Annotated in this window: 17 protein-coding genes; 6 read left to right on the forward strand and 11 right to left on the reverse strand. The window is 61.6% G+C overall.

Features of this window, described 5'->3' with window-relative positions; all coding sequences use genetic code 11:
- The first annotated feature begins 2 nt into the window (after nucleotides 1-2).
- A complete protein-coding gene (locus KW838_RS12420) occupies nucleotides 3-887 on the forward strand; it encodes a type II secretion system F family protein (protein WP_218501222.1) in 885 nt (294 codons plus the stop codon).
- Complete coding sequence (locus tag KW838_RS12425; protein WP_218501223.1) at nucleotides 884-1780, forward strand: type II secretion system F family protein; 897 nt, start codon at nucleotides 884-886, stop codon at nucleotides 1778-1780. The genes KW838_RS12420 and KW838_RS12425 overlap by 4 nt, the downstream gene beginning before the upstream one ends.
- Here KW838_RS12425 and KW838_RS12430 read toward each other — a convergent pair.
- From KW838_RS12430 to KW838_RS12445, 4 genes are all read right to left on the reverse strand, one after another.
- Nucleotides 1777-2040: a DUF6124 family protein gene (locus KW838_RS12430; protein ID WP_218501224.1), complete on the reverse strand. Its 264-nt coding sequence runs from the start codon at nucleotides 2038-2040 to the stop codon at nucleotides 1777-1779. The two genes, KW838_RS12425 and KW838_RS12430, sit on opposite strands and share 4 nt — an antisense overlap.
- A gap of 570 nt (nucleotides 2041-2610) precedes the next feature.
- Nucleotides 2611-2874, reverse strand: a complete 264-nt coding sequence (locus tag KW838_RS12435) for a DUF6124 family protein (protein WP_218501225.1) — start codon at nucleotides 2872-2874, stop codon at nucleotides 2611-2613.
- 1188 nt (nucleotides 2875-4062) lie between these two features.
- Nucleotides 4063-4845, reverse strand: a complete 783-nt coding sequence (locus KW838_RS12440) for a response regulator transcription factor (RefSeq protein ID WP_218501226.1) — start codon at nucleotides 4843-4845, stop codon at nucleotides 4063-4065.
- Nucleotides 4846-4959: 114 nt separating this feature from the next.
- A complete protein-coding gene (locus KW838_RS12445; RefSeq protein ID WP_218501227.1) occupies nucleotides 4960-5430 on the reverse strand; it encodes a prepilin peptidase in 471 nt (156 codons plus the stop codon).
- Between the two features lie 75 nt (nucleotides 5431-5505).
- Here KW838_RS12445 and KW838_RS12450 point away from each other — a divergent pair, with 75 nt between their 5' ends.
- Nucleotides 5506-5946, forward strand: a complete 441-nt coding sequence (locus KW838_RS12450) for a TadE/TadG family type IV pilus assembly protein (RefSeq protein ID WP_007971331.1) — start codon at nucleotides 5506-5508, stop codon at nucleotides 5944-5946.
- The gene (locus KW838_RS12455; protein ID WP_218501228.1) at nucleotides 5943-8684 is read left to right on the forward strand and encodes an ATP-binding protein; all 2742 of its coding nucleotides are present in this window, start codon (nucleotides 5943-5945) and stop codon (nucleotides 8682-8684) included. The genes KW838_RS12450 and KW838_RS12455 overlap by 4 nt, the downstream gene beginning before the upstream one ends.
- On the opposite strand, the gene KW838_RS12460 is transcribed toward KW838_RS12455, so the two are convergent.
- The 5 genes from KW838_RS12460 to KW838_RS12480 all read right to left on the reverse strand — a co-directional run bounded on the left by KW838_RS12460 (nucleotide 8681) and on the right by KW838_RS12480 (nucleotide 13181).
- Nucleotides 8681-10663: a pilus assembly protein TadG-related protein gene (locus KW838_RS12460; protein WP_218501229.1), complete on the reverse strand. Its 1983-nt coding sequence runs from the start codon at nucleotides 10661-10663 to the stop codon at nucleotides 8681-8683. The genes KW838_RS12455 and KW838_RS12460 overlap by 4 nt on opposite strands.
- 244 nt (nucleotides 10664-10907) lie before the next feature.
- Nucleotides 10908-11471, reverse strand: coding sequence for a DUF4136 domain-containing protein (locus KW838_RS12465; RefSeq protein ID WP_218501230.1), 564 nt, complete (start codon nucleotides 11469-11471; stop codon nucleotides 10908-10910).
- A 37-nt stretch (nucleotides 11472-11508) separates the two neighbouring features.
- Nucleotides 11509-12117 (reverse strand): DUF4136 domain-containing protein, encoded by a 609-nt coding sequence (locus tag KW838_RS12470; RefSeq protein ID WP_218501231.1) that lies wholly within the window; start codon nucleotides 12115-12117, stop codon nucleotides 11509-11511.
- A 12-nt stretch (nucleotides 12118-12129) separates the two neighbouring features.
- Entirely contained in the window at nucleotides 12130-12879 is a 750-nt protein-coding gene (locus KW838_RS12475; RefSeq protein WP_102700479.1) for a methyltransferase domain-containing protein, read from the reverse strand.
- Nucleotides 12879-13181, reverse strand: a complete 303-nt coding sequence (locus KW838_RS12480) for a MazG-like family protein (protein ID WP_218501232.1) — start codon at nucleotides 13179-13181, stop codon at nucleotides 12879-12881. The genes KW838_RS12475 and KW838_RS12480 overlap by 1 nt, the downstream gene beginning before the upstream one ends.
- Before the next feature lie 276 nt (nucleotides 13182-13457).
- Here KW838_RS12480 and KW838_RS12485 point away from each other — a divergent pair, with 276 nt between their 5' ends.
- Nucleotides 13458-13751 (forward strand): hypothetical protein, encoded by a 294-nt coding sequence (locus KW838_RS12485; RefSeq protein WP_102700477.1) that lies wholly within the window; start codon nucleotides 13458-13460, stop codon nucleotides 13749-13751.
- A 176-nt stretch (nucleotides 13752-13927) separates the two neighbouring features.
- Nucleotides 13928-15277: an MATE family efflux transporter gene (locus KW838_RS12490; protein ID WP_218501233.1), complete on the forward strand. Its 1350-nt coding sequence runs from the start codon at nucleotides 13928-13930 to the stop codon at nucleotides 15275-15277.
- 11 nt (nucleotides 15278-15288) lie between these two features.
- Here KW838_RS12490 and KW838_RS12495 read toward each other — a convergent pair whose 3' ends face one another.
- Together KW838_RS12495 and KW838_RS12500 are read right to left on the reverse strand one after the other, a co-directional pair.
- Nucleotides 15289-16089 carry a DUF4123 domain-containing protein gene (locus tag KW838_RS12495; RefSeq protein WP_218501234.1) on the reverse strand — a complete coding sequence of 267 codons (801 nt, stop codon included), beginning with the start codon at nucleotides 16087-16089 and terminating at the stop codon, nucleotides 15289-15291.
- Nucleotides 16086-17405: a type VI secretion system Vgr family protein gene (locus tag KW838_RS12500; protein WP_218501235.1), complete on the reverse strand. Its 1320-nt coding sequence runs from the start codon at nucleotides 17403-17405 to the stop codon at nucleotides 16086-16088. Before KW838_RS12500 ends, KW838_RS12495 begins: the two co-directional genes overlap by 4 nt.
- Nucleotides 17406-17610 lie beyond the last annotated feature (205 nt).

Consider the following 17610-nt stretch of genomic DNA (forward strand, 5'->3'; position numbering starts at 1 on the left):
GCATGCTCAAACCAGCGCTGCTCATCCTCGTTTGCCTGATCTTTCTCGGCCTGGCGCTGCGCCTGCTCTATAACGGCTTGCGCCAGACCGGCAACGAACGGATTCTGGGACGCCTGAGCCAGGGGCAACCGCTGCGGGTCGAGCACAAGTCGTCTTGGGCGGGCCTTGAGCGCGCGTTCCTGCGTGCCGGACTCGGACGCCCCACCGAACGCCTGGGTCAATGGCTGGTGTTCTGGATACTCGGGGTGCTGCTGGGAGTTGCCCTGGGTGGCTGGATCGGCGCGCTGCTGGTGCTGCTGGTGCCTCCGGTGGCGGTACGACTGTTCGTCAGCTGGCGTTACCAGCGTCGCCTCAGTCGCATGATCGAACAGCTGCCGATGTTGCTCGACCATGCCGTACGCAGCCTGAAGTCCGGACGGACCCTGGCCGATGCCGTGCTCGGCGCCATCGATGCGGCCGAAGACCCGCTGAAAAATGCCATGGGCCGGATTCAACGCAATGTGCAACTGGGGGTCAACCTGGCAGACGCCGCTTCGGACTTCGCCGAGCTGTACGAAAAAGATGAACTGCGCCTGCTCGCACTCGGCTTGAAGGTCAACCACCGTTACGGCGGCAATGCCAGTGAGCTGCTGGAAAACCTGATCAAGATGATCCGTGAACGCGAGCAAGCGGCTCGCCAGTTGAAGGCCATGACCGGCGAAACCCGTATCACGGCCGTAGTCCTGGCCCTGCTGCCAGTCTCGGTCGCAGGCTATTTTCTACTCACCAATCCGACCTACCTGCTTTCCATGTGGCACGACAGCTCGGGGCAAACCATGCTGGCGAGTGCCTTCGGATTTCAGGTGATCGGTTGCCTGGCGCTTTGGCGCATGTTGCGTAGCCTATGAATACGAAGATGCTCTTGCTGGTGAGCGCGCTGCTGCTTTTCGGGGCTGCGCTGTTGTTGCTCAGCGCCTTGCTGGAGCAAAGCCGACGGGCACGCCAGGTGGCCCAGCGCCTGGATGGCAAGGCGCCGGGTGATAGCCACCTCACCCAACTGCTGCAAGCCCTGGGCGCCAGCCGCCTGGGGCAACAGTCGGTCAAGATGGACAACGAGACCCAGACTCTGCTCAACCGCCTGGGCTGGCGCAGCGTACGTCAACGCTCACTGTTCGCCGCCTTGCAGGTGGGCGCGCCGGTGTTGGCGCTGTCCTTGTGCCTGCTGATCCAGGGGCTGTTCTACCCGAATGTGGAGAACCACTGGATCGCCCCGATGCTCGCCACCTGCATGGGCTATCTACTGCCCAAACGCTGGCTGGCCGCCGCTGCACAGCGTCGGCAAAAACAACTGGCCACTGAAACCTCGACCTTCATCGCGCTGCTGCGCACCCTGTTCGAATCGGGCATGGCGGTGGAGCAATCCCTGCGTGTGCTGAGCCAGGAGGGCAGGCATTTGCTGCCCGCCCTGACCCATGAACTGCGCCTGATTCTGACCCGCGTCGATTCAGGCCTGGAACTGGGTGAAGAGTTGAACAAGACCACCCGTTTGCTTGCGGTAGACGAGTTCACCGACACCTGCGTGATCCTTCAACAATTGATCCATCAGGGTGGCGGCGCGATGAAGTCCTTGCTGGCGCTCAAACAGCTGCTCGACGACCGGCGCCTGACGCGCCTGCAGGAATACATCTCCAAGATGTCCGCCAAAATGTCCGTCGTGATGATGCTGTTTCTCTTCCCGGCGTTATTGATCGTCCTGGCCGGCCCGGGCTTCACCGCCCTGGGTCGGGCCTTTGTCCACTAATCCTGCGGATCGAGATTATCCAGCGCCCGGTTCACCGCCAGCTCACCCAGCATGATCACCTGCGCAATCCCCAGCATCGTATTGCGCTGCGAGCCCTGCAGAAACCCCGCGAAATCACTCGCCATCACACTCGCCGACGCCAGTGATTCACAGGCGTGGGCCAGCAGGGTTTCGGTGTTGATGTCCGGGGCGATGACGAACATCGTGCTGGGTTTGCGGGGGACAGGTTGGCTGGGGGGATTTGGGGTGGGTTTGATCATGGTGAAACTCCAAGTATGAAATGGAGCTGCCACTGATCGCCGCGACAGCAATCAAGGGTGGCAGCTGTACGCGGGGTCGCGGACCGAGCTACTTGGAAACCCGGCATACCCGAAGGTATCCCGCGCACAGCCACCATTACATCAAACGACAAGCACCGAAGTGCTCCGGTTTGAGCCGGTGGATTATGCACCAAGTAGACTGAAAGGCCGCGACAGCCCGGTCACTGATTTTGCAGCGACCGACAAAGGCTAGAGATCGCGCTTCCGACGGACAACCTGAAAAGCGTGTCGGAGATTTCCTGGGGATTTGAGGAAAACTACACAGGATTGGTTGGCTGTCAGACCACTTTCGCGGGCAAGTCGGATCGCCGCACCGCCGCTCCCACAGGGCAGGTCGGGGGGCTGACTTGACCTGATAAACCCCTGTGGCGAGGGAGCTTGCTCCCGCTGGGCTGCGAAGCGGCCCCGACTCCGGCAAATGGGTTTTTCCTGACTCACCGTATTGGCTGGTTTTGCGGGTGCTGCGCACCCGAACGGGAGCAAGCTCCCTCGCCACAAAAGCTCCGGTGTTCAGTCTTGCGGATCGAGATTATCCAGAGCCCGGTTCACCGCCAGCTCACCCAGCATGATCACCTGCGCAATCCCCAGCATCGTATTGCGCTGCGAGCCCTGCAGAAACCCCGCGAAATCACTCGCCATCACACTCGCCGACGCCAGTGATTCACAGGCGTGGGCCAGCAGGGTTTCGGTGTTGATGTCCGGGGCGATGACGAACATCGTGCTGGGTTTGCGGGGGACAGGTTGTTTGGGGGGATTTGGGGTGGGTTTGATCATGGTGAAACTCCATTCTTGGATTGGAGTTTCACCATCACTGTGACCAAGCAGAAGGGTGGCGAACTGTACGCAGGTTGGTCGACCAGGGAATGGAAACCCGGCAGGGCCTGGGCCCTCCCACGCACGGCTCGCCATTAAGCAAGCACAAAAATGCCGCTCACGCGGCACTGTGCGCCATTCTAAACCCGGGCGACCAAACCCGATCACTGAATTTGCAGTGACCGACAAAGGCTAGAGATCGCGCTTCCGACGGACAACCTGAAAAGCGTGTCGGAGATTTCCTGGGGATTTGGGGAAAACTACACAGGAATGTGTTGGCTGGAAGGACGTCATCGCGAGCAAGCTCGCTCCCACAGGGTCGAGGTACATCCGCCAGATTCAGGTCGGCAGGCAGGCCGTCATCGCGGGCAAGCCCGCTCCCACAGGGTCGAGGTACATCTGCCAGATTCAGGTCGGCCGGCAGGCCGCCTTCGCGAGCAGGCTCGCTCCCACAGGGTCGAGGTACATCCGCCAGATTCAGGTCGGCCGGTAGGCCGCCTTCGCGAGCAGGCTCGCTCCCACAGGGTCGAGGTACATCCGCCAGATTCAGGTCGGCCGGTAGGCCGCCTTCGCGAGCAAGCTCGCTCCCACAGGGTCGAGGTACATCCGCCAGATTCAGGTCGGCCGGTAGGCCGCCTTCGCGAGCAAGCCCGCTCCCACAGGGTCGAGGTACATCCGCCAGATTCAGGTCGGCCGGTAGGCCGCCTTCGCGAGCAGGCTCGCTCCCACAGAAGAGCAAAAGCAGAGCAGCCCACACCGCGCCGTTTCTCACCACTCATCAGGCCGAGCGTTAGCTCGCCTGCCGCTCTTGATCCACCCGCCCCCTCGGAAGGCTGAGTGGAGGTGTTCATCCGGGGATGGGCGCGCAGCGCCGTTCGACGCAGTCGAACTCATTGCATGTAGGTCGAAGCGAAGCCGACCGGAGGGCAATGCCCCCGGATGAATGCCGGAGCGAAGGAACCCCGAGCCTCAGCGAGGGGCCGTACGTAAGGGGCGAGACCTTTTGGTTACTTTTGGCTGGGCCGGCACTCCGGGCGTTTGCCAAAAGTGACCCGCTGTAAGAGCGGAACCATAAGCCGCCGTTACCGCAGGAATGGATATGTACTCAATTCAAACCACCAGCATGGTCGGCCCAGAGGCCGCCAAGCCTCAGTGCGCCGAAACCCGCTGCCGCCCCCCGGAACCATTGGGCGACAAAGCCAACGCCAACTGCGTCCGATTATGCATATGCGTCAACCGCAACACCTGCGACACATACAACTTCACCGTGTTCTCGGTAATCCCCAACTCACAGGCAATCTGATAATTGGTCTGCCCCTTGCCCACCAACCGCGCCACTTCCAGTTGCCGCGGAGACAGCTGGTTGAAAATCGCCGGAACCTCCACCGCATCAGTATCAGCGACACCCTGCCCCCCCGCGTCTGCCGCCTGCGGCCCGCGCCGAACCTTGTCCAGGTCCTGGTACAGATCATCGATCGACTCGGACAAATACTGCAGCTTCTGATTCAAATGCCCCAACTGCAGGTTCTTGTGCCTCTCCTGCAAGGCCACTTCCTGGCGCTGCAAACCTTCGAACAACTCATTCAGATCGATCGGTTTCTGGTAATAGTCGGACACGCCAACGCGCAAGGCCTTGATCACGTCCTGCTTGTCGGCACACCCGGTGAGCATGATCGCCTCGAACGCCCGGTGCTTGCCCGACAGCCGTTGCAGCTCCTGCATCAGCTCGATGCCGTCCATGCCGGGCATGTGAAAATCCAGCAGCACCAGGCCGATATCGAGGTCTTCGCTGAAACGCTTGATCGCCTGATAGCCCGATTCGCAGGGAACACAGCGGTAACCTTTACCCTCCAGAAATTCGCAAAGCTCTTCAACGATCAATGGCGCATCGTCGACCACAAGGACTTTTACTGCCGAAGTAAACTTGCTCACGAGCAACTCCCTGTCAGGTCAAAGGTTGACCTGTCCCCCACCGACAGCCAGCGGCTGTACAACTTCTGTCTGAAAAGTAGACGTAGTTTCCGGCTCTGTACATGTCAGGACCGACTAGTGGAACCAGGCCAGTGTCAGCATCAGCCCCGCCAGCACAAAGGGCGCAAATGGCTGCTTCCTTGACATTTCGGGCGCCATGTAAAAAAGATGGGTTCTAAGCCCTTGACTCATATGAAGCCAGACTCTTGGCGCCAGCAGCAGCCAGAAAACGCTGGCCAATCCGGCGCCAATAAACGTGCCGAGTACGTGCATACCGTCCGTCGCAAGACCCAGGGCGGCCATGAGTTTCACGTCCCCGCCGCCCATTCGCTTCATGACGTAGCCCGGCAGCGTGAAGCCCACGGCCAGCAAAAAAGCCCAGCCGCCCTGTTGCGCCTCGGCCCCCAGCCAGGTCGTGCCGCTCCATAGCAACCACGCCAGGGCCAGGGCGCCGGCGCCCAGTGTCAGGCCATTGGCGATGTGCCGTTGCCGGGCATCCTGTGCGGCGCAAAGCGCCAGCCAGATCAATAGGACAAAGCTCTGCATTCGGTAAAAAACGTCCGTTTTGGCTGAATGATTCTATGCTGACATTACTCAGTGTTGGTCAGGGTAGACGCACTCATGAAAGCCAGCCTCCCCCACAAACAAAAAGGCGCCGCCGCGATTGAATTCGCCCTGGTGTTCATCATTTTCTTTGGTGTGTTCTACGGCATCATCAGTTACAGCCTGCCGCTGCTGTTGATGCAGTCATTCAACCAGTCGACCGCCGAAGCCGTGCGCCGCAGCGTGGCGCTGGACCCGGCCACCCCGGGTTACAGCGCCGCGCTGATCGCCCGCGCCACGACGGAGCTGACCACGCAAACGGCCTGGATTGCGCCGGCCCTGAACTTCAATGTCGCCACCGACGCCAACATCACTTACGTGGGCGGGTTGCTGACAGTGCGCATCAGTTACCCCACCAATAAAATCAGCGCCGTCATCCCGTTCCTGAACCTGCCCGGCATCGGTCGGGTACCCAATCTGCCGGCCACCCTCACGGCCAGTGCGAGCCTGCAATTTTGAGTGCCGGGGACAAACTGTTCGGGCGCCTGCTGCATCGCCACCCGCCGCCCCCACCGGAGCCGCCGGAGGCACTGCAGGTGCACAGCTTCGGATTGCAGATGCAGCTCAATGCCGATGGGCGTGTCGTTCAATTGAGCGGTCCGCTGCGCCACTTGCTGGCCCAGCAAACCCCAGGCGCACAGGCACCGCACCTGCTCGATTTCCTGTTGCCCCACAGCGGCCTCGTCATCGAAGGCGCGCCGGCGCACTGGCAGGGACAAACCCTGGATCTGGACTTCTACAGCCTCAACGGTCCACCCCTGCATTTGCGCGGCTGGGTGCAACCCTTGGCCGATGCCTGGTTGTTGCAGATGCTCGACATCGGCGACTTGCTGCTCGAGCGCCGGCAATCGCGCAACCGCGAGCAATGCCAGGTGCTGGTGCTGCAAATCGCCGAACAGTTGCGCCTGTGCAGCCTGACACGCCTGCCCGAGGTGCTGGGCGAACAACTGCAAAGCCTGGCCCAGCGCTTTCAGATCCCCTGCATTGCCCTGGCCTTGCTCGATGAGCAGGAACAGGGTTGGCAAATTCATCAGCACTACACGGCTTTCGATGCACCGCAGCTATGGCAAAACAACCAGCGCCTGGGCACGGGGCTGGACAGTTTGAGCGGCTCGGCACCTCAGTACCTGACCCCGCGCGAACACCCGCGCCTGCAAGGCACGTTCGGCAATACCGATGGCTTCGCCGTGCCCTACCACGATGCGCAAGGGGTGGTCGCCTGGTTGCTGTGCGGTTTCTACACGCCACAACAACGCGCCCCCGATGTCACCGAACGCGACTGGCTGCAAATCACCGCCGCGCTCGCCAGCCCCTTGCTCGAGCGCCTGCGCGAGCACCGGCATCACCTGCAACTGGAACGCCTGGAATCGCTGCAAGCGTTGCTGGGCACAGGCTGGTGGGAGATTTTCAGCGACAGCGAAGAGGTGCAGTTGGCGCCTTCGCTGGCGACGACCTTGAACCTTGGAACGTCGCGTTTATCGGTACAGGACTGGCTCGACCAGGTGTATCCCGCCGACCGCGAAGAGCTGCGCATCCGCCTGCAGGACTTGCAGGCGTCGGGCATGCCGCTGCAGTTGTGCGTGCGCCTGTATCGCCCCGACGATGCACTCGAACCCGTCTGGTATCGCCTGCAGGGCCAAGCGCTGGGCGTGGGCAAAAACCGTCGGCTGGTGGGTTTCATGCACGACATCAGTGACATCAAGAATCAGCAGCAGAGCGCCGCCGCCGCCCATGCACGCCTGGACAATCTGATCGCCAGTTCACCGGCGGTGATTTATGTACAGCGCTATGACGAAGGCGCTCTGCAACCGGTGTTCTTCAGCGACAGCCTGTTCCCGTTGCTCGGCTGGACCCTGGCCGACTGCGCACCCGGAACGTTGGTGGAACGGGTGCACCCCGACGACCGCCTGCAGTATTTCGAGCGCACGCGGTTGTTGTTGCGTGAAGGCTCGGTGCGCGCCCGCTATCGATTGCGCGACAGTCACGGCGACTATCACTGGCTGCTCGATGAAGCGAAGTTGTTGCGCGACGACCTCGGCTTGCCGGTGGAAGCCGTGGGCCTGTGGCTGGACGTCACCGAAGCGACCCTGGCGACCGAGCAGGTCAGGCAGAGTGAGGAGCGCTACCGGATTCTGGTGGAGGACTCGCCGGCGATGATCTGCCGCTACCAGCCGGACCTGACCCTGACCTTCGGCAATCGCCCGCTGGCCACCTATCTGGAATTGGCGCCCGAGCAATTGCCGGGGGTGAATCTGGGCAACTGGATGTCCGGGGAACAGCGCGAGGCATTCACCCGGCGGCTGAACCAGTTGAGCCCGGAGTTTCCGGTCAGCACCGCCGAGATCAACCTGCAACTGCCCGGCCGCGAGCACGCCTGGTGGGTCTGGTCCGATCGCGGGGTGTTCGACGAACAGGGCCGTTTGCTCGAGGTCCAGGCCGTGGGGCGCGACAACACCGAGGTACGACGCTCGCAGCAGCAGCTCACCCAAAGCGCGAAAATGGCCACCCTCGGTGAAATGGCCACCGGCCTGGCCCATGAGCTCAACCAGCCGTTGAACGTGATGCGCATGGCCATCGTCAATGTCCTCAAGCGCCTGAACAACGGCGACGTACAGGTCGATTACCTGATCGACAAGCTCACCCGCATCGACAGCCAGGTGCAACGCGCCGCGCGGGTGGTGGACCACATGCGGGTGTTCGGCCGTCGCTCGGAAATCGAGCAGCAACCGTTCAATCCGACCCAGGCCATCGAAGGCACGCTGGCGCTGTTGTCCGAAGGGATGCGCGGCAAAGGTGTCGACCTGCGCATCAGCGAGACCGGTTTTGAAGTGCTGGTGCGCGGCTACGTCGATCAGCTTGAGCAGGTGCTGATCAACCTGATGGTCAACGCCCGGGATGCATTGCTCGGCAAGCGCGAGGCCAACCCCGATTTCAAACCGTGGATTTCGCTGTACGCCGAACGGGATACACAGGTGGTACGCCTGTGGGTCGAGGACAACGGCGGCGGTATCGACCCGCGTTTGCTGGAGCGGATTTTCGAGCCGTTCTTCACCACCAAACCGGTGGGTGTCGGCACCGGTCTGGGGCTCTCGGTGAGCTATGGCATCGTCGAGAACATGGGCGGAAAACTGAGCGTGCAAAACGCCACCGAGGGTGCGCGTTTCTGCATTGAACTGCCGATAGTGAAGCCGGACTAGTTCACCAGCGTCGCTCGCCCCGAGTGACAACTGAGGTTGGCACCCACCTCGACTTTGTTCAGGTCGATCCCCAGGCTCGCCAGCAACGTATTGATCAGCGTATCCAGTAACGGGCTGAGTACCGTATTGATCGCATTGACCAACGCAGTCGTGACCTCACTCAAAATGCTGCCCAAGCCACCGACGATACTGCCCGACGGCCCATACATGTTCACGCCAAGGTTGCTCACGGTGGTGCTCAGGCTGTTGACGATGTTGGTCGTGGTGTAGGCGTAGTAAAACGGCGGCTGATTGATCTCCGGCAGGTTGGTGGCCGCCGGCGCGGAATAGACGTGAGGCATGTTGGCATTCTGGACAACCGCAGTGTTGACCATGATATCGACGCTACCGCCAACGCCAGGCTGATGGTTGTAACAGGTTGGCGGCAAGATCAGCAGCCGCTGGCAGGTCTTCACGCCGATATCGATGACCTTCAAGGGATTGACGTTGTTGCTGGGTGGAACAGTCGGCGAGCCAAACACATCGGCAGGGTTGATCTGCCCGATCTTCAATCCGATCAACGTGGTGGTGGTGTTGGTCGTCAGGCTTTTGTTCGTCGCACTCACACAACTGTAAGCCGTGACATAACTCCAGGCACCGGCCGCCTCCAGCGCCACATCGATGCGTATCGGAGGTGGCAAGAGCTTGATGTCCGGCGTGTCACACGGCACGAGCAAGGCGCAGGTCAATGAGTTGACGACGCCTACCAGGTCCAGATGCAGCAATGAATTCAGGGTGTTGGTCAGTGGCGCAGCGAGATCGATGACGGCGTTGACCAGAGGCGTGATGGCGTCCAGCACGGGTAGGTTGATCGACAACAATGTCTTGACCTGGGCCGTGCGTACATAGATACGGTTGGGGCCCAAAGGTGCCAATGCCGCGTTTTTCGGATTGCCGATGGCCGACAGCTGCGGCGGCTCCATCACCTGCACCCGTGCAGTGATCTGCGCCAGGCCCGCGAGGTTGATCGGTAAAGTCGCGACCAAGGCATTCTTCTTGTTGGCCAGTTGCACAAAGCCTTCAATCAGATCGAAGGCTTTGAGATTCACGGCAAGGGTCGAGATGTCGGTGCCACTTTCAACATGCAACATATTACCCGGCACAACGGACGTCGTACCCGCTGCCACCTTCAACGCTTGCAGGCTGACAATGGTTGCGGAGGCTCCCAGTGTGCCGTTGGGGTCCAGTACGTTGATGGCGGTCTGGATCAACTGGCTGACATTGACCGTACTGCCCAGTACCTGGTCGTAGCCGCCAGCCGTCAGGCCGAGGTCAGTTTTCAACCGATTGAGGTAGCCGAGCAGGCTGATGTCGGTATTGAACAAACCGTTCCAGCCCGCCGCGCTGATACTGACGGTGCCTCCCAGCAATCCCCCGAACAGCAGACTGGTAATGGCCGCCTTGTTGGTATCGAAGGTCAGGGTCGCACTGCGGATCGTCAATGAAGCCACGGGGGGCGGCAGCGCAGCGACCGCCGTGGCGCTGAGCGTCAGCGTCGAGCCCGCCGGTGCACCGCCGGCCAGCGCGCCGATCCCACCGGCAAAGCTCTGTTGCACGACATGGCTGGCGATAACCCGGATAGCCTCGCTTTTGTTTGGGTCTGCACCGAATACCCGCAGGTTGTTGGCATCCAGGGTCAGCGCGCCGCACGCCACCGCCAGTGCGCGTCCAGTGGAGGGAATGGCGAAACCATTTCGTTGCGCGCTGGCCGTGGCATAGGTGTTCGCGGTTGAGCCGGCGGAACAGTCTCCCCCCCTTGTGGCCGCCTCAAGGGCAGCCATGTCAGCCACGCGCTGCAAACTGCGTTTTTCCAGGTACAGCCTGCCGGTGTCGACCACCAACAGCATGAATGCCAAAGCCAAGGTCAGGGTCAAAGCAGCCATCAAGCCGATCGCCCCCCGTTGCCGGACCGGGCCGCGAAACTGCATGCGGGGAGACATGGCGCACTCCTTTGCCGGCGCACTGCCGGGCGCGACCTCCGTTGGTGCAAAGCAGTGTAGACAAGGGTGGCGGAGACTGCTGGCAACTCGCCAGCGCAGGCAACAAAAAAACCCTGTGGGAGCGGGCTTGCTCGCGAAGGCATTCTGTCAGGCAAATCTGTAGTTGGATGTGCCGCCCCCTTCGCGAGCAAGTCGGATCGCCGCACCGCCGCTCCCACAGGGATGATTGTTGGTATTGAGTGGATCAGGTTGAGTGCGGTGGATAGTTGGCCAATATCCGCATGACTGTTTCCAGGATGGCATCACGACGATCCGACGGGTTCGGTGTGCGGCTGAGTATCTGTTCGTCACTGCCACGCCACACCAGTTTGCCGTCCTTGCCATCGAGCAGGTCGATCTGGATGGTGGCGACCTTGTAGCTGACGTTGCGGGTTTCGTTATACATGGGCGCGCCGTAGTAGCCATACCACGGGTACCCCCACCCGCCGCCGTAGTTGGTGGTCACCTGCTGTTGCCGCTCTTCGACAATCAGGTAGGTCTGCACATTCAAGTCACCCTTGGCACCCGCGGCGGCTGGGCGCAGACCGCGCTGGTCCAGTTGATCGGCAACCGCCTGACGGATGCGCTGGTCGGTCAGGTCGCTCTTGATCCGTGGATCATCGGGACGATATTGCACGGCGGGTTCTTTCCACGCCCAGCTGCGATAGGCAGCAAAATCGCGGCTGGCGTCAAAATCATGATTGACCTGGTTGGCGGCGCAGGCACTGAGCAGCGCGACCATGGCCAGTAGAATGAAACGGCGGAACATGATGGTTCTCCTGCGAAATGCTTCTTATCTACAGAAGCTAACTGGGAGGATACGCCGACATCGCCTTTTCCACAGCCTCCCGTATGGCATCGGCGCGCTCGCTTTCGCTGCCCCGGTTGCCGGTTTCAGCGCTGGAGCTCCATATCGGCTGACCGCTTTTGGCGTCATACATATCCACCTGAACCACCACGACCTGTTCCTGATAGGTCCGGATGATCGGCACGGTGGCGTATGCGCCATATCCAGGGCCGTAGCCGTTGTAGCCGCCATAACCGCCGCCGTAATAGTCGTCCTGAACCTGACGCAAGCGGGTTTCCATCCGCAGGTCTGCGCTGACAAACAGGTCCGCTGGACGATTGTCATGCAACGGGCGCAAACCCCGCTGATCCAGCGCATTGCTGATCGCTTCGGCAATCTGTGCGGAATCAGCCCAGGCCGTGCCCGGTGGCAGGTGCCCGTCGAGCCAGGCCCAACTGCGGTAGCGCCCATAGTCACGGGGTGCTGCCGGGTAAGCGCTGCGATCGAAGGTCTTGGCGGCCTGGGGCGGTGCCGGCGGCAAGGGGTTGGACGTGGCGACATAAGGGTTGCTGCCCTGACAGGCCGCCAGCCCCAGGCAGAACAGCAGTACACCTGAATGACTTTTCATTGCGTGCTCCGATCAGACAGGCCGACAGATCCAGTGCAAGTAACGCCCAAGCCCGGCATAGGCTGGATGACGGCGGTGGGCCAGTTCCATTTCCAGCAGGTCCACCAGCTCGGCGCGAGCCTGGAATTCCACCGGCATGTAATCGTGAAAAACCCGCACGCCACTCTGGGTTTCGACCCGCCACAGACCTTCAAGTTGCGCCGCCAGTTCGCGCGGATCAAGGGGCTGCTGCGGGGTCAGGCTCTGCTTTTCACCGGCCATGTCGTTCTTGCGCATCTTGCGGAAATGGCCCTTGAGCAAGTTGCGGTAAATCAGCGCATCGCGGTTGTAGAACGCCAGGGACAGCCAGCCGTCCGCCTTGGTCAGTTGATGCAGCACCGGCAGGATGGCGTGGGGTTCGGCCAGCCATTCCAGCACGGCGTGGCACAGCACCAGGTCGTAGGGTTCGGTGAGCTGCCCGAGCAGTTCCTGCCAGGGTGCCTGAATGAAGGTGGCGCTCTGCCCGGCTTCGGCAAAACGTTGGCGGGCGCCTTCGAGCATCGGTTCGGCAGGCTCGGCGAGGGTCACCTGATGGCCACGCTGGGCCAGCCACAACGACATGTGGCCAAGGCCGGCGCCGATGTCCAACACACGCAGCGGGCGGTCGGGCAAGGTTTCGGCCAGGTCGGCCTGCAACACCGCCAGACGGATCGCACCTTTGGCACCGCCGTAGATTTTTTCGGCGAAACGGGTCGCCAGTTGATCGAAATGACGGTCGCTCATCAGCTGAACCTCCGCTCGCTGTCTGCCAGTTTGCTGCGCACCACGGCCTCCATGTCCAGGCCCAGCTCGCTGCACAACAGCAACAGATAAAGCACGATGTCACCGACTTCCTGCCCGGCATGGGCGAGTTTGTCCGCCGCCAACTGGCGTGACTGGTCTTCGGTCAACCACTGGAAAATCTCCACCAGCTCGGACATTTCCACGCTCGCGGCCATGGCCAGGTTTTTCGGGCTGTGAAATTGCCGCCAGTCATTGCGGTCACGGATGGCGTGCAGGCGTTCGGTCAGTTCAACAAGGTTCATCGGGCTCTCCTGAAGGCGTATAGCTTCGGGGGGATGACGAGTGAAGGCAAGTGACAAAGATTGAGCGGTTGGCATTGTCTTTTTGTGGGAGCGGGCTTGCTCGCGAAAGCGGAGTGTCAGTCGAATCATTTTTAACTGGACAACCGCTTTCGCGAGCAAGCCCGCTCCCACAGGTGCAGTGCAACGCTCTATGCTTGTGGGGAACTCGCCAGCATGATCAGCAGCCAAAGGCTCAAATCGGCAACCATGCCACTTTTTAATCAGGACGCTCACTCCATGCAGGTAGAAGGTTTTTCCGAATGGCTCGGCCAGGTACTCGGCTCGATCATCCGCTTCATCGTTGATGGCCTCAGTGGGCTGTTCAATCTGTTGAGCAACGCCAGCAGCAATTTTATCGAAGGCTTGTCCCAGGCGCTGGGCATGGAGACTTCGGTCGTCAGCATCGTGACCTTGATCCTCGGGCTGATCCTGCTGTGGACGGCGATCCGCGCCTTTCTCAATGCGTCGTTCATCATGGGGATCATCTGGTTGATGCTGGGGCTTTGGCTGCTCAGCTGGATCATCCACTGACCCCACCGGACACTGTGGGAGCGGGCTTGCTCGCGAAGACGGAGTGTCAGTCGAATTATTATTGACTGGACAACCGCTTTCGCGAGCAAGTCGGATCGCCGCACCGCCACTCCCACAATGGGTCGCGGAAGATTTCAAATGTGCCGCTACAATGCCCGCTCTCCCAAGGAGCCTGCATGTCCAACCTGACCGCCGACTGGCGCGACCGCCCTACCCATCGCCGGGTCTGGGCGCTCGCCGCGCCGATGATTCTTTCGAACATTTCCGTACCGCTGGTGGCGCTGGTCGACAGCACCGTCATCGGTCACCTGCCCCATGCCCATCAACTTGGCGCTGTCGCGGTCGGGGCCAGTCTGTATACCTTCCTTGCCTGGGCCATGGGTTTTCTGCGCATGGGCTCCACCGGGTTCGCCGCCCAGGCGGCCGGACGCGGGGATGGTGCGGCCTTGCGGCAGATTCTGTTGCAAGGCCTGTTGCTCGCCTTCGGCCTAGCCCTGGTCCTGGGTGCTGTGGGCGTGCCGTTGAGCGGAGCGGCGCTGCACTTCATGCAACCGTCGGCGGAGCTCGATCAGCTGACCCGCGAGTTTTTCCACACCCGCCTGTTCGGACTGCCCGCCGCGTTGGCCAGTTATGCACTGGTCGGCTGGTTTCTAGGGACCCAGAATGCCCGGGCACCGCTGGCGATTTTGCTGAGTACCAACCTGGTCAATATCGCCCTGAACCTGTGGTTCGTCCTCGGCCTCGAATGGGGCGTGGTCGGCGCGGCCCGGGCCTCGGTGATTGCCGAATGGACGGGGGCGCTGATCGGCTTGCTGATGACCCGCAAGGCCCTGCGCGCCTATCCCGGGCATATCGTCTGGGCGGCATTGGCACTGTGGCAGAGTTGGCGGCCATTGCTGGCGGTCAACCGCGACATCTTCATCCGCAGCCTGGCGCTGCAATCGGTGTTTTTCCTGATCACGGTGCAGGGCGCGCGGCTGGGCGACGCCACGGTCGCGGCCAATGCCCTGTTGCTCAACGGTTTGCTGCTGACCGCCCATGCCCTTGATGGCCTGGCCCACGCCGTGGAAGCGCTGTGCGGGCATGCCCTCGGCGCCCGCGACCGCGATGCCCTGCGCCGATCATTGGTGGTGGCGGGCGGCTGGTCGTTGCTCGCGAGCCTGGGCTTTGCCGCACTGTTTCTGTTCGCCGGGCATTTGTTCATCGAGATGCAGACCAACATTCAAAGTGTGCGCGACACCGCGTTCATCTACCTGCCCTACCTCGCCGTACTGCCGCTGATTGCCGTCTGGAGTTACCTGCTCGACGGCCTTTTCATCGGCGCCACCCGCGCCAGGGAAATGCGCAACGGCATGCTGCTGACCGTGGTGCTGGTGCTGCCTTTCGGCTGGGCACTGCAAGGCTGGGGCAACCATGGCCTGTGGATAACCTTTTTGCTGTTCATGCTGCTGCGCAGCCTGACCCTCGGCGTGATCGCCTGGCGCCTGCGCCGTCACGATGGCTGGTTTGCCGTCAGCACTCACTGAGCGGGTCGAGCTCATGGCCAGGGTCGGTCGCTCTGCCACCGGTGGCGCAGGCTATCGAGGCGCTCCTGCTGAGTCCTGCCCGGCAATGGCTGCACGGGCACGGCGTCGGGATACTGCAAACGTAGCCACACCCAGCCATCCAGTACCGGGCGCTCGCTGAACCCCAGCGCCAGTCCTTCCTGCACATGGGCCCACAGGCGGGAGAAATCGGCCCCGGTGGATCGGTTCCAGCGCCAGGCATGCTGTTCGAGCAGGCAGGTTTGCAGTTTTCCCTGTTGCCCGGCACTGAGGCTCTCCTCGACGGCCAACGGGCTGACCGCCAGCCCGGGGTTGGACAAGCGCTGCCACCCTTCACATCCCGTTGCGCGATCTGCCCAGCTGCCGCCGAACCAACGCAACTGCTGGATGGGCCCTAGCCAGCGACTCAGCTCAGCGGCATCGCAAGCATCGAAAAAATAGCTGGCCGTGACCGGGTTGTAGTAATTCAAAAGGGCCCGGTGCAAGCCAAGCGTAACCGTGAGCATGCGCCGTAAATGCGCCAGCAACGATGCAGCGCCGACCTCGCTGACCATCAGCAATCCGGGCCAGCGTTGGCCGTCGACGATGCAAAGGTCGGCCAGTGCCGGGCAGGTGCGCAGATCGACCAGGACCGGCCCCTGCTCACGCAGCGCATGCCACTCCGTCCCCTCGAACAACCCGGACCAGCGGGCTTGTGCAAACATCTGCCGAAGCATGACACCCGCCTGCGGCGTGCCCGGCACGTCCAGCAACAACCACTGCGGGGGCGCCTCGGGCGTGCGTGTGACGATCATGTTCCAGAGCTCTGGCCAAGCTGCGTCGCCAGACGACAGGTGCACAACGCCTGTGCGCAATGACTGAAACTGCCACCACCGGGCAGCAGGCACAGCATCAGCAGCGGTTCTGCCGAGTGCAACCATTGCTCCAGGCCCTCATCGGGGGTACAGATGGCCTGGAAAGTGTCCGCGTTCGTCTCCTCGATCGTTGCCGGCGCATGCAGCACCCCGGTTATCTGCGGCTGGTCGGGATCACCTTCGACAAAACTCACGACCAGTTCGGTTCCTTCGCGCAATGGCGAGTACGTCTCGGCCTGCAACGGCCCGGCCAATGCCAGCCAACAGTGACTGGGCGCGGCCCCTTCACCCTGATAAAGCCAGTCGAATTGCACCGGTACCGGCCTTGCCGGATCGGGGCCTTGTTCATCGACCTCGACGACCCATGCCCGCTGCAGGCTGTGCATCTTTGGTTTGCTCGTCGCGCAGGGCGGCTCGAAGCGGGCCGGCCATTGCAGGGCACGGGCCTGGTTGTGGTACGGCGTATCCGTATCCTGGCTGCCCCAATGCTCAACGTGGGTCACCAGCCAGAGCCGATTGCAATCGGCAACCGGATGACCGGACAGCGGCATCACCCGACCGCTGCGCAAGGTCGCCAGGTCTGTCCGGCATTCGACACGTTGCGCCGCTGTCGCAGCGCTACGCTGGCGTTCGAGCTGCCGCACTGCCGGCCGATCACCCTCGCTGTGCATTACCGCAGGCTCAGCGGTTCGAAAATGTTGCTGATCGTCGCTGAACACCACGCAGTGCCCCCCGACCCGGTTTTCGAAGTGGTAATGCAGCCCTTCCTGGGCGCACAGTCGCTGGAGAAACTGCAGGTCCGACTCTCGATATTGCGTGCAGAAATCCCGGGGCGGGTGGTCGCCGCTCAGCGCCAGGCGTCGATCTTTACCGGTAATGCCGTGCTCCTTGAGCACCTGATCGAGGATTTGCGGAACTGAACGGGCACTGAAGATTCGTTGGCTGAAGCGCTGGGCCAGACAAGCCAGTCCTGGCCCCAGGCGCACCTGGCAGAGTCGGGGCCCCGAGGCATGATCACGCTGGACGAGTTCATGCAATTGTCCATGCACATGGTTTCCGGCTGGCCCGAAATGCAAGGAGGCCGGGCGGTACAGCAAACTGGCAAGGTCAAGCACCGGGTCATCGATCAGCAGCTCCAGGTCGAACACGAAGGGCTCGCTGATGGCTTCTCTACCGGTAAAGGCCAGGACCTCAAGGGAGTCGGGCAAACCTGCAACATCCAGACGAAATGACGGTTCGCTGACTGGATTGAACATCGGCGTTTCTCTACGGGAGGGGCGGCCGGGGATTCTCGCTGAGAGACATGGCCGAGTAGAGTGCCGAAATACAACTTAGGAAATAACCTACGCGAAAAGAAGACCAAATGCGCTGGGTAGTCGAAACGCAGGTAATTTCCCGCGAAATTGGAGAATTGCCGCACCAGGTCATCTGAAATTTCCGAGGCAAAAGGAAAATTTTCAG

The sequence above is a fragment of the Pseudomonas sp. PDM27 genome (assembly GCF_019219205.1).
In the GTDB taxonomy this organism is placed as follows: Bacteria; Pseudomonadota; Gammaproteobacteria; order Pseudomonadales; family Pseudomonadaceae; genus Aquipseudomonas; species Aquipseudomonas laurylsulfatiphila.

Bases quoted from the DNA above. Each gene is read 5' to 3' on its own strand.
- KW838_RS12495 (WP_218501234.1), bottom strand. From the start codon at position 16,089: ATGATCGTCACACGCACGCCCGAGGCGCCCCCGCAGTGGTTGTTGCTG.
- KW838_RS12460 (WP_218501229.1), bottom strand. From the start codon at position 10,663: ATGTCTCCCCGCATGCAGTTTCGCGGCCCGGTCCGGCAACGGGGGGCG.
- KW838_RS12430 (WP_218501224.1), bottom strand. From the start codon at position 2,040: ATGATCAAACCCACCCCAAATCCCCCCAGCCAACCTGTCCCCCGCAAA.
- KW838_RS12475 (WP_102700479.1), bottom strand. From the start codon at position 12,879: ATGAGCGACCGTCATTTCGATCAACTGGCGACCCGTTTCGCCGAAAAA.
- KW838_RS12420 (WP_218501222.1), top strand. From the start codon at position 3: ATGCTCAAACCAGCGCTGCTCATCCTCGTTTGCCTGATCTTTCTCGGC.
- KW838_RS12435 (WP_218501225.1), bottom strand. From the start codon at position 2,874: ATGATCAAACCCACCCCAAATCCCCCCAAACAACCTGTCCCCCGCAAA.
- KW838_RS12480 (WP_218501232.1), bottom strand. From the start codon at position 13,181: ATGAACCTTGTTGAACTGACCGAACGCCTGCACGCCATCCGTGACCGC.
- KW838_RS12500 (WP_218501235.1), bottom strand. From the start codon at position 17,405: ATGTTCAATCCAGTCAGCGAACCGTCATTTCGTCTGGATGTTGCAGGT.
- KW838_RS12490 (WP_218501233.1), top strand. From the start codon at position 13,928: ATGTCCAACCTGACCGCCGACTGGCGCGACCGCCCTACCCATCGCCGG.
- KW838_RS12425 (WP_218501223.1), top strand. From the start codon at position 884: ATGAATACGAAGATGCTCTTGCTGGTGAGCGCGCTGCTGCTTTTCGGG.
- KW838_RS12445 (WP_218501227.1), bottom strand. From the start codon at position 5,430: ATGCAGAGCTTTGTCCTATTGATCTGGCTGGCGCTTTGCGCCGCACAG.
- KW838_RS12465 (WP_218501230.1), bottom strand. From the start codon at position 11,471: ATGTTCCGCCGTTTCATTCTACTGGCCATGGTCGCGCTGCTCAGTGCC.
- KW838_RS12470 (WP_218501231.1), bottom strand. From the start codon at position 12,117: ATGAAAAGTCATTCAGGTGTACTGCTGTTCTGCCTGGGGCTGGCGGCC.
- KW838_RS12485 (WP_102700477.1), top strand. From the start codon at position 13,458: ATGCAGGTAGAAGGTTTTTCCGAATGGCTCGGCCAGGTACTCGGCTCG.
- KW838_RS12450 (WP_007971331.1), top strand. From the start codon at position 5,506: ATGAAAGCCAGCCTCCCCCACAAACAAAAAGGCGCCGCCGCGATTGAA.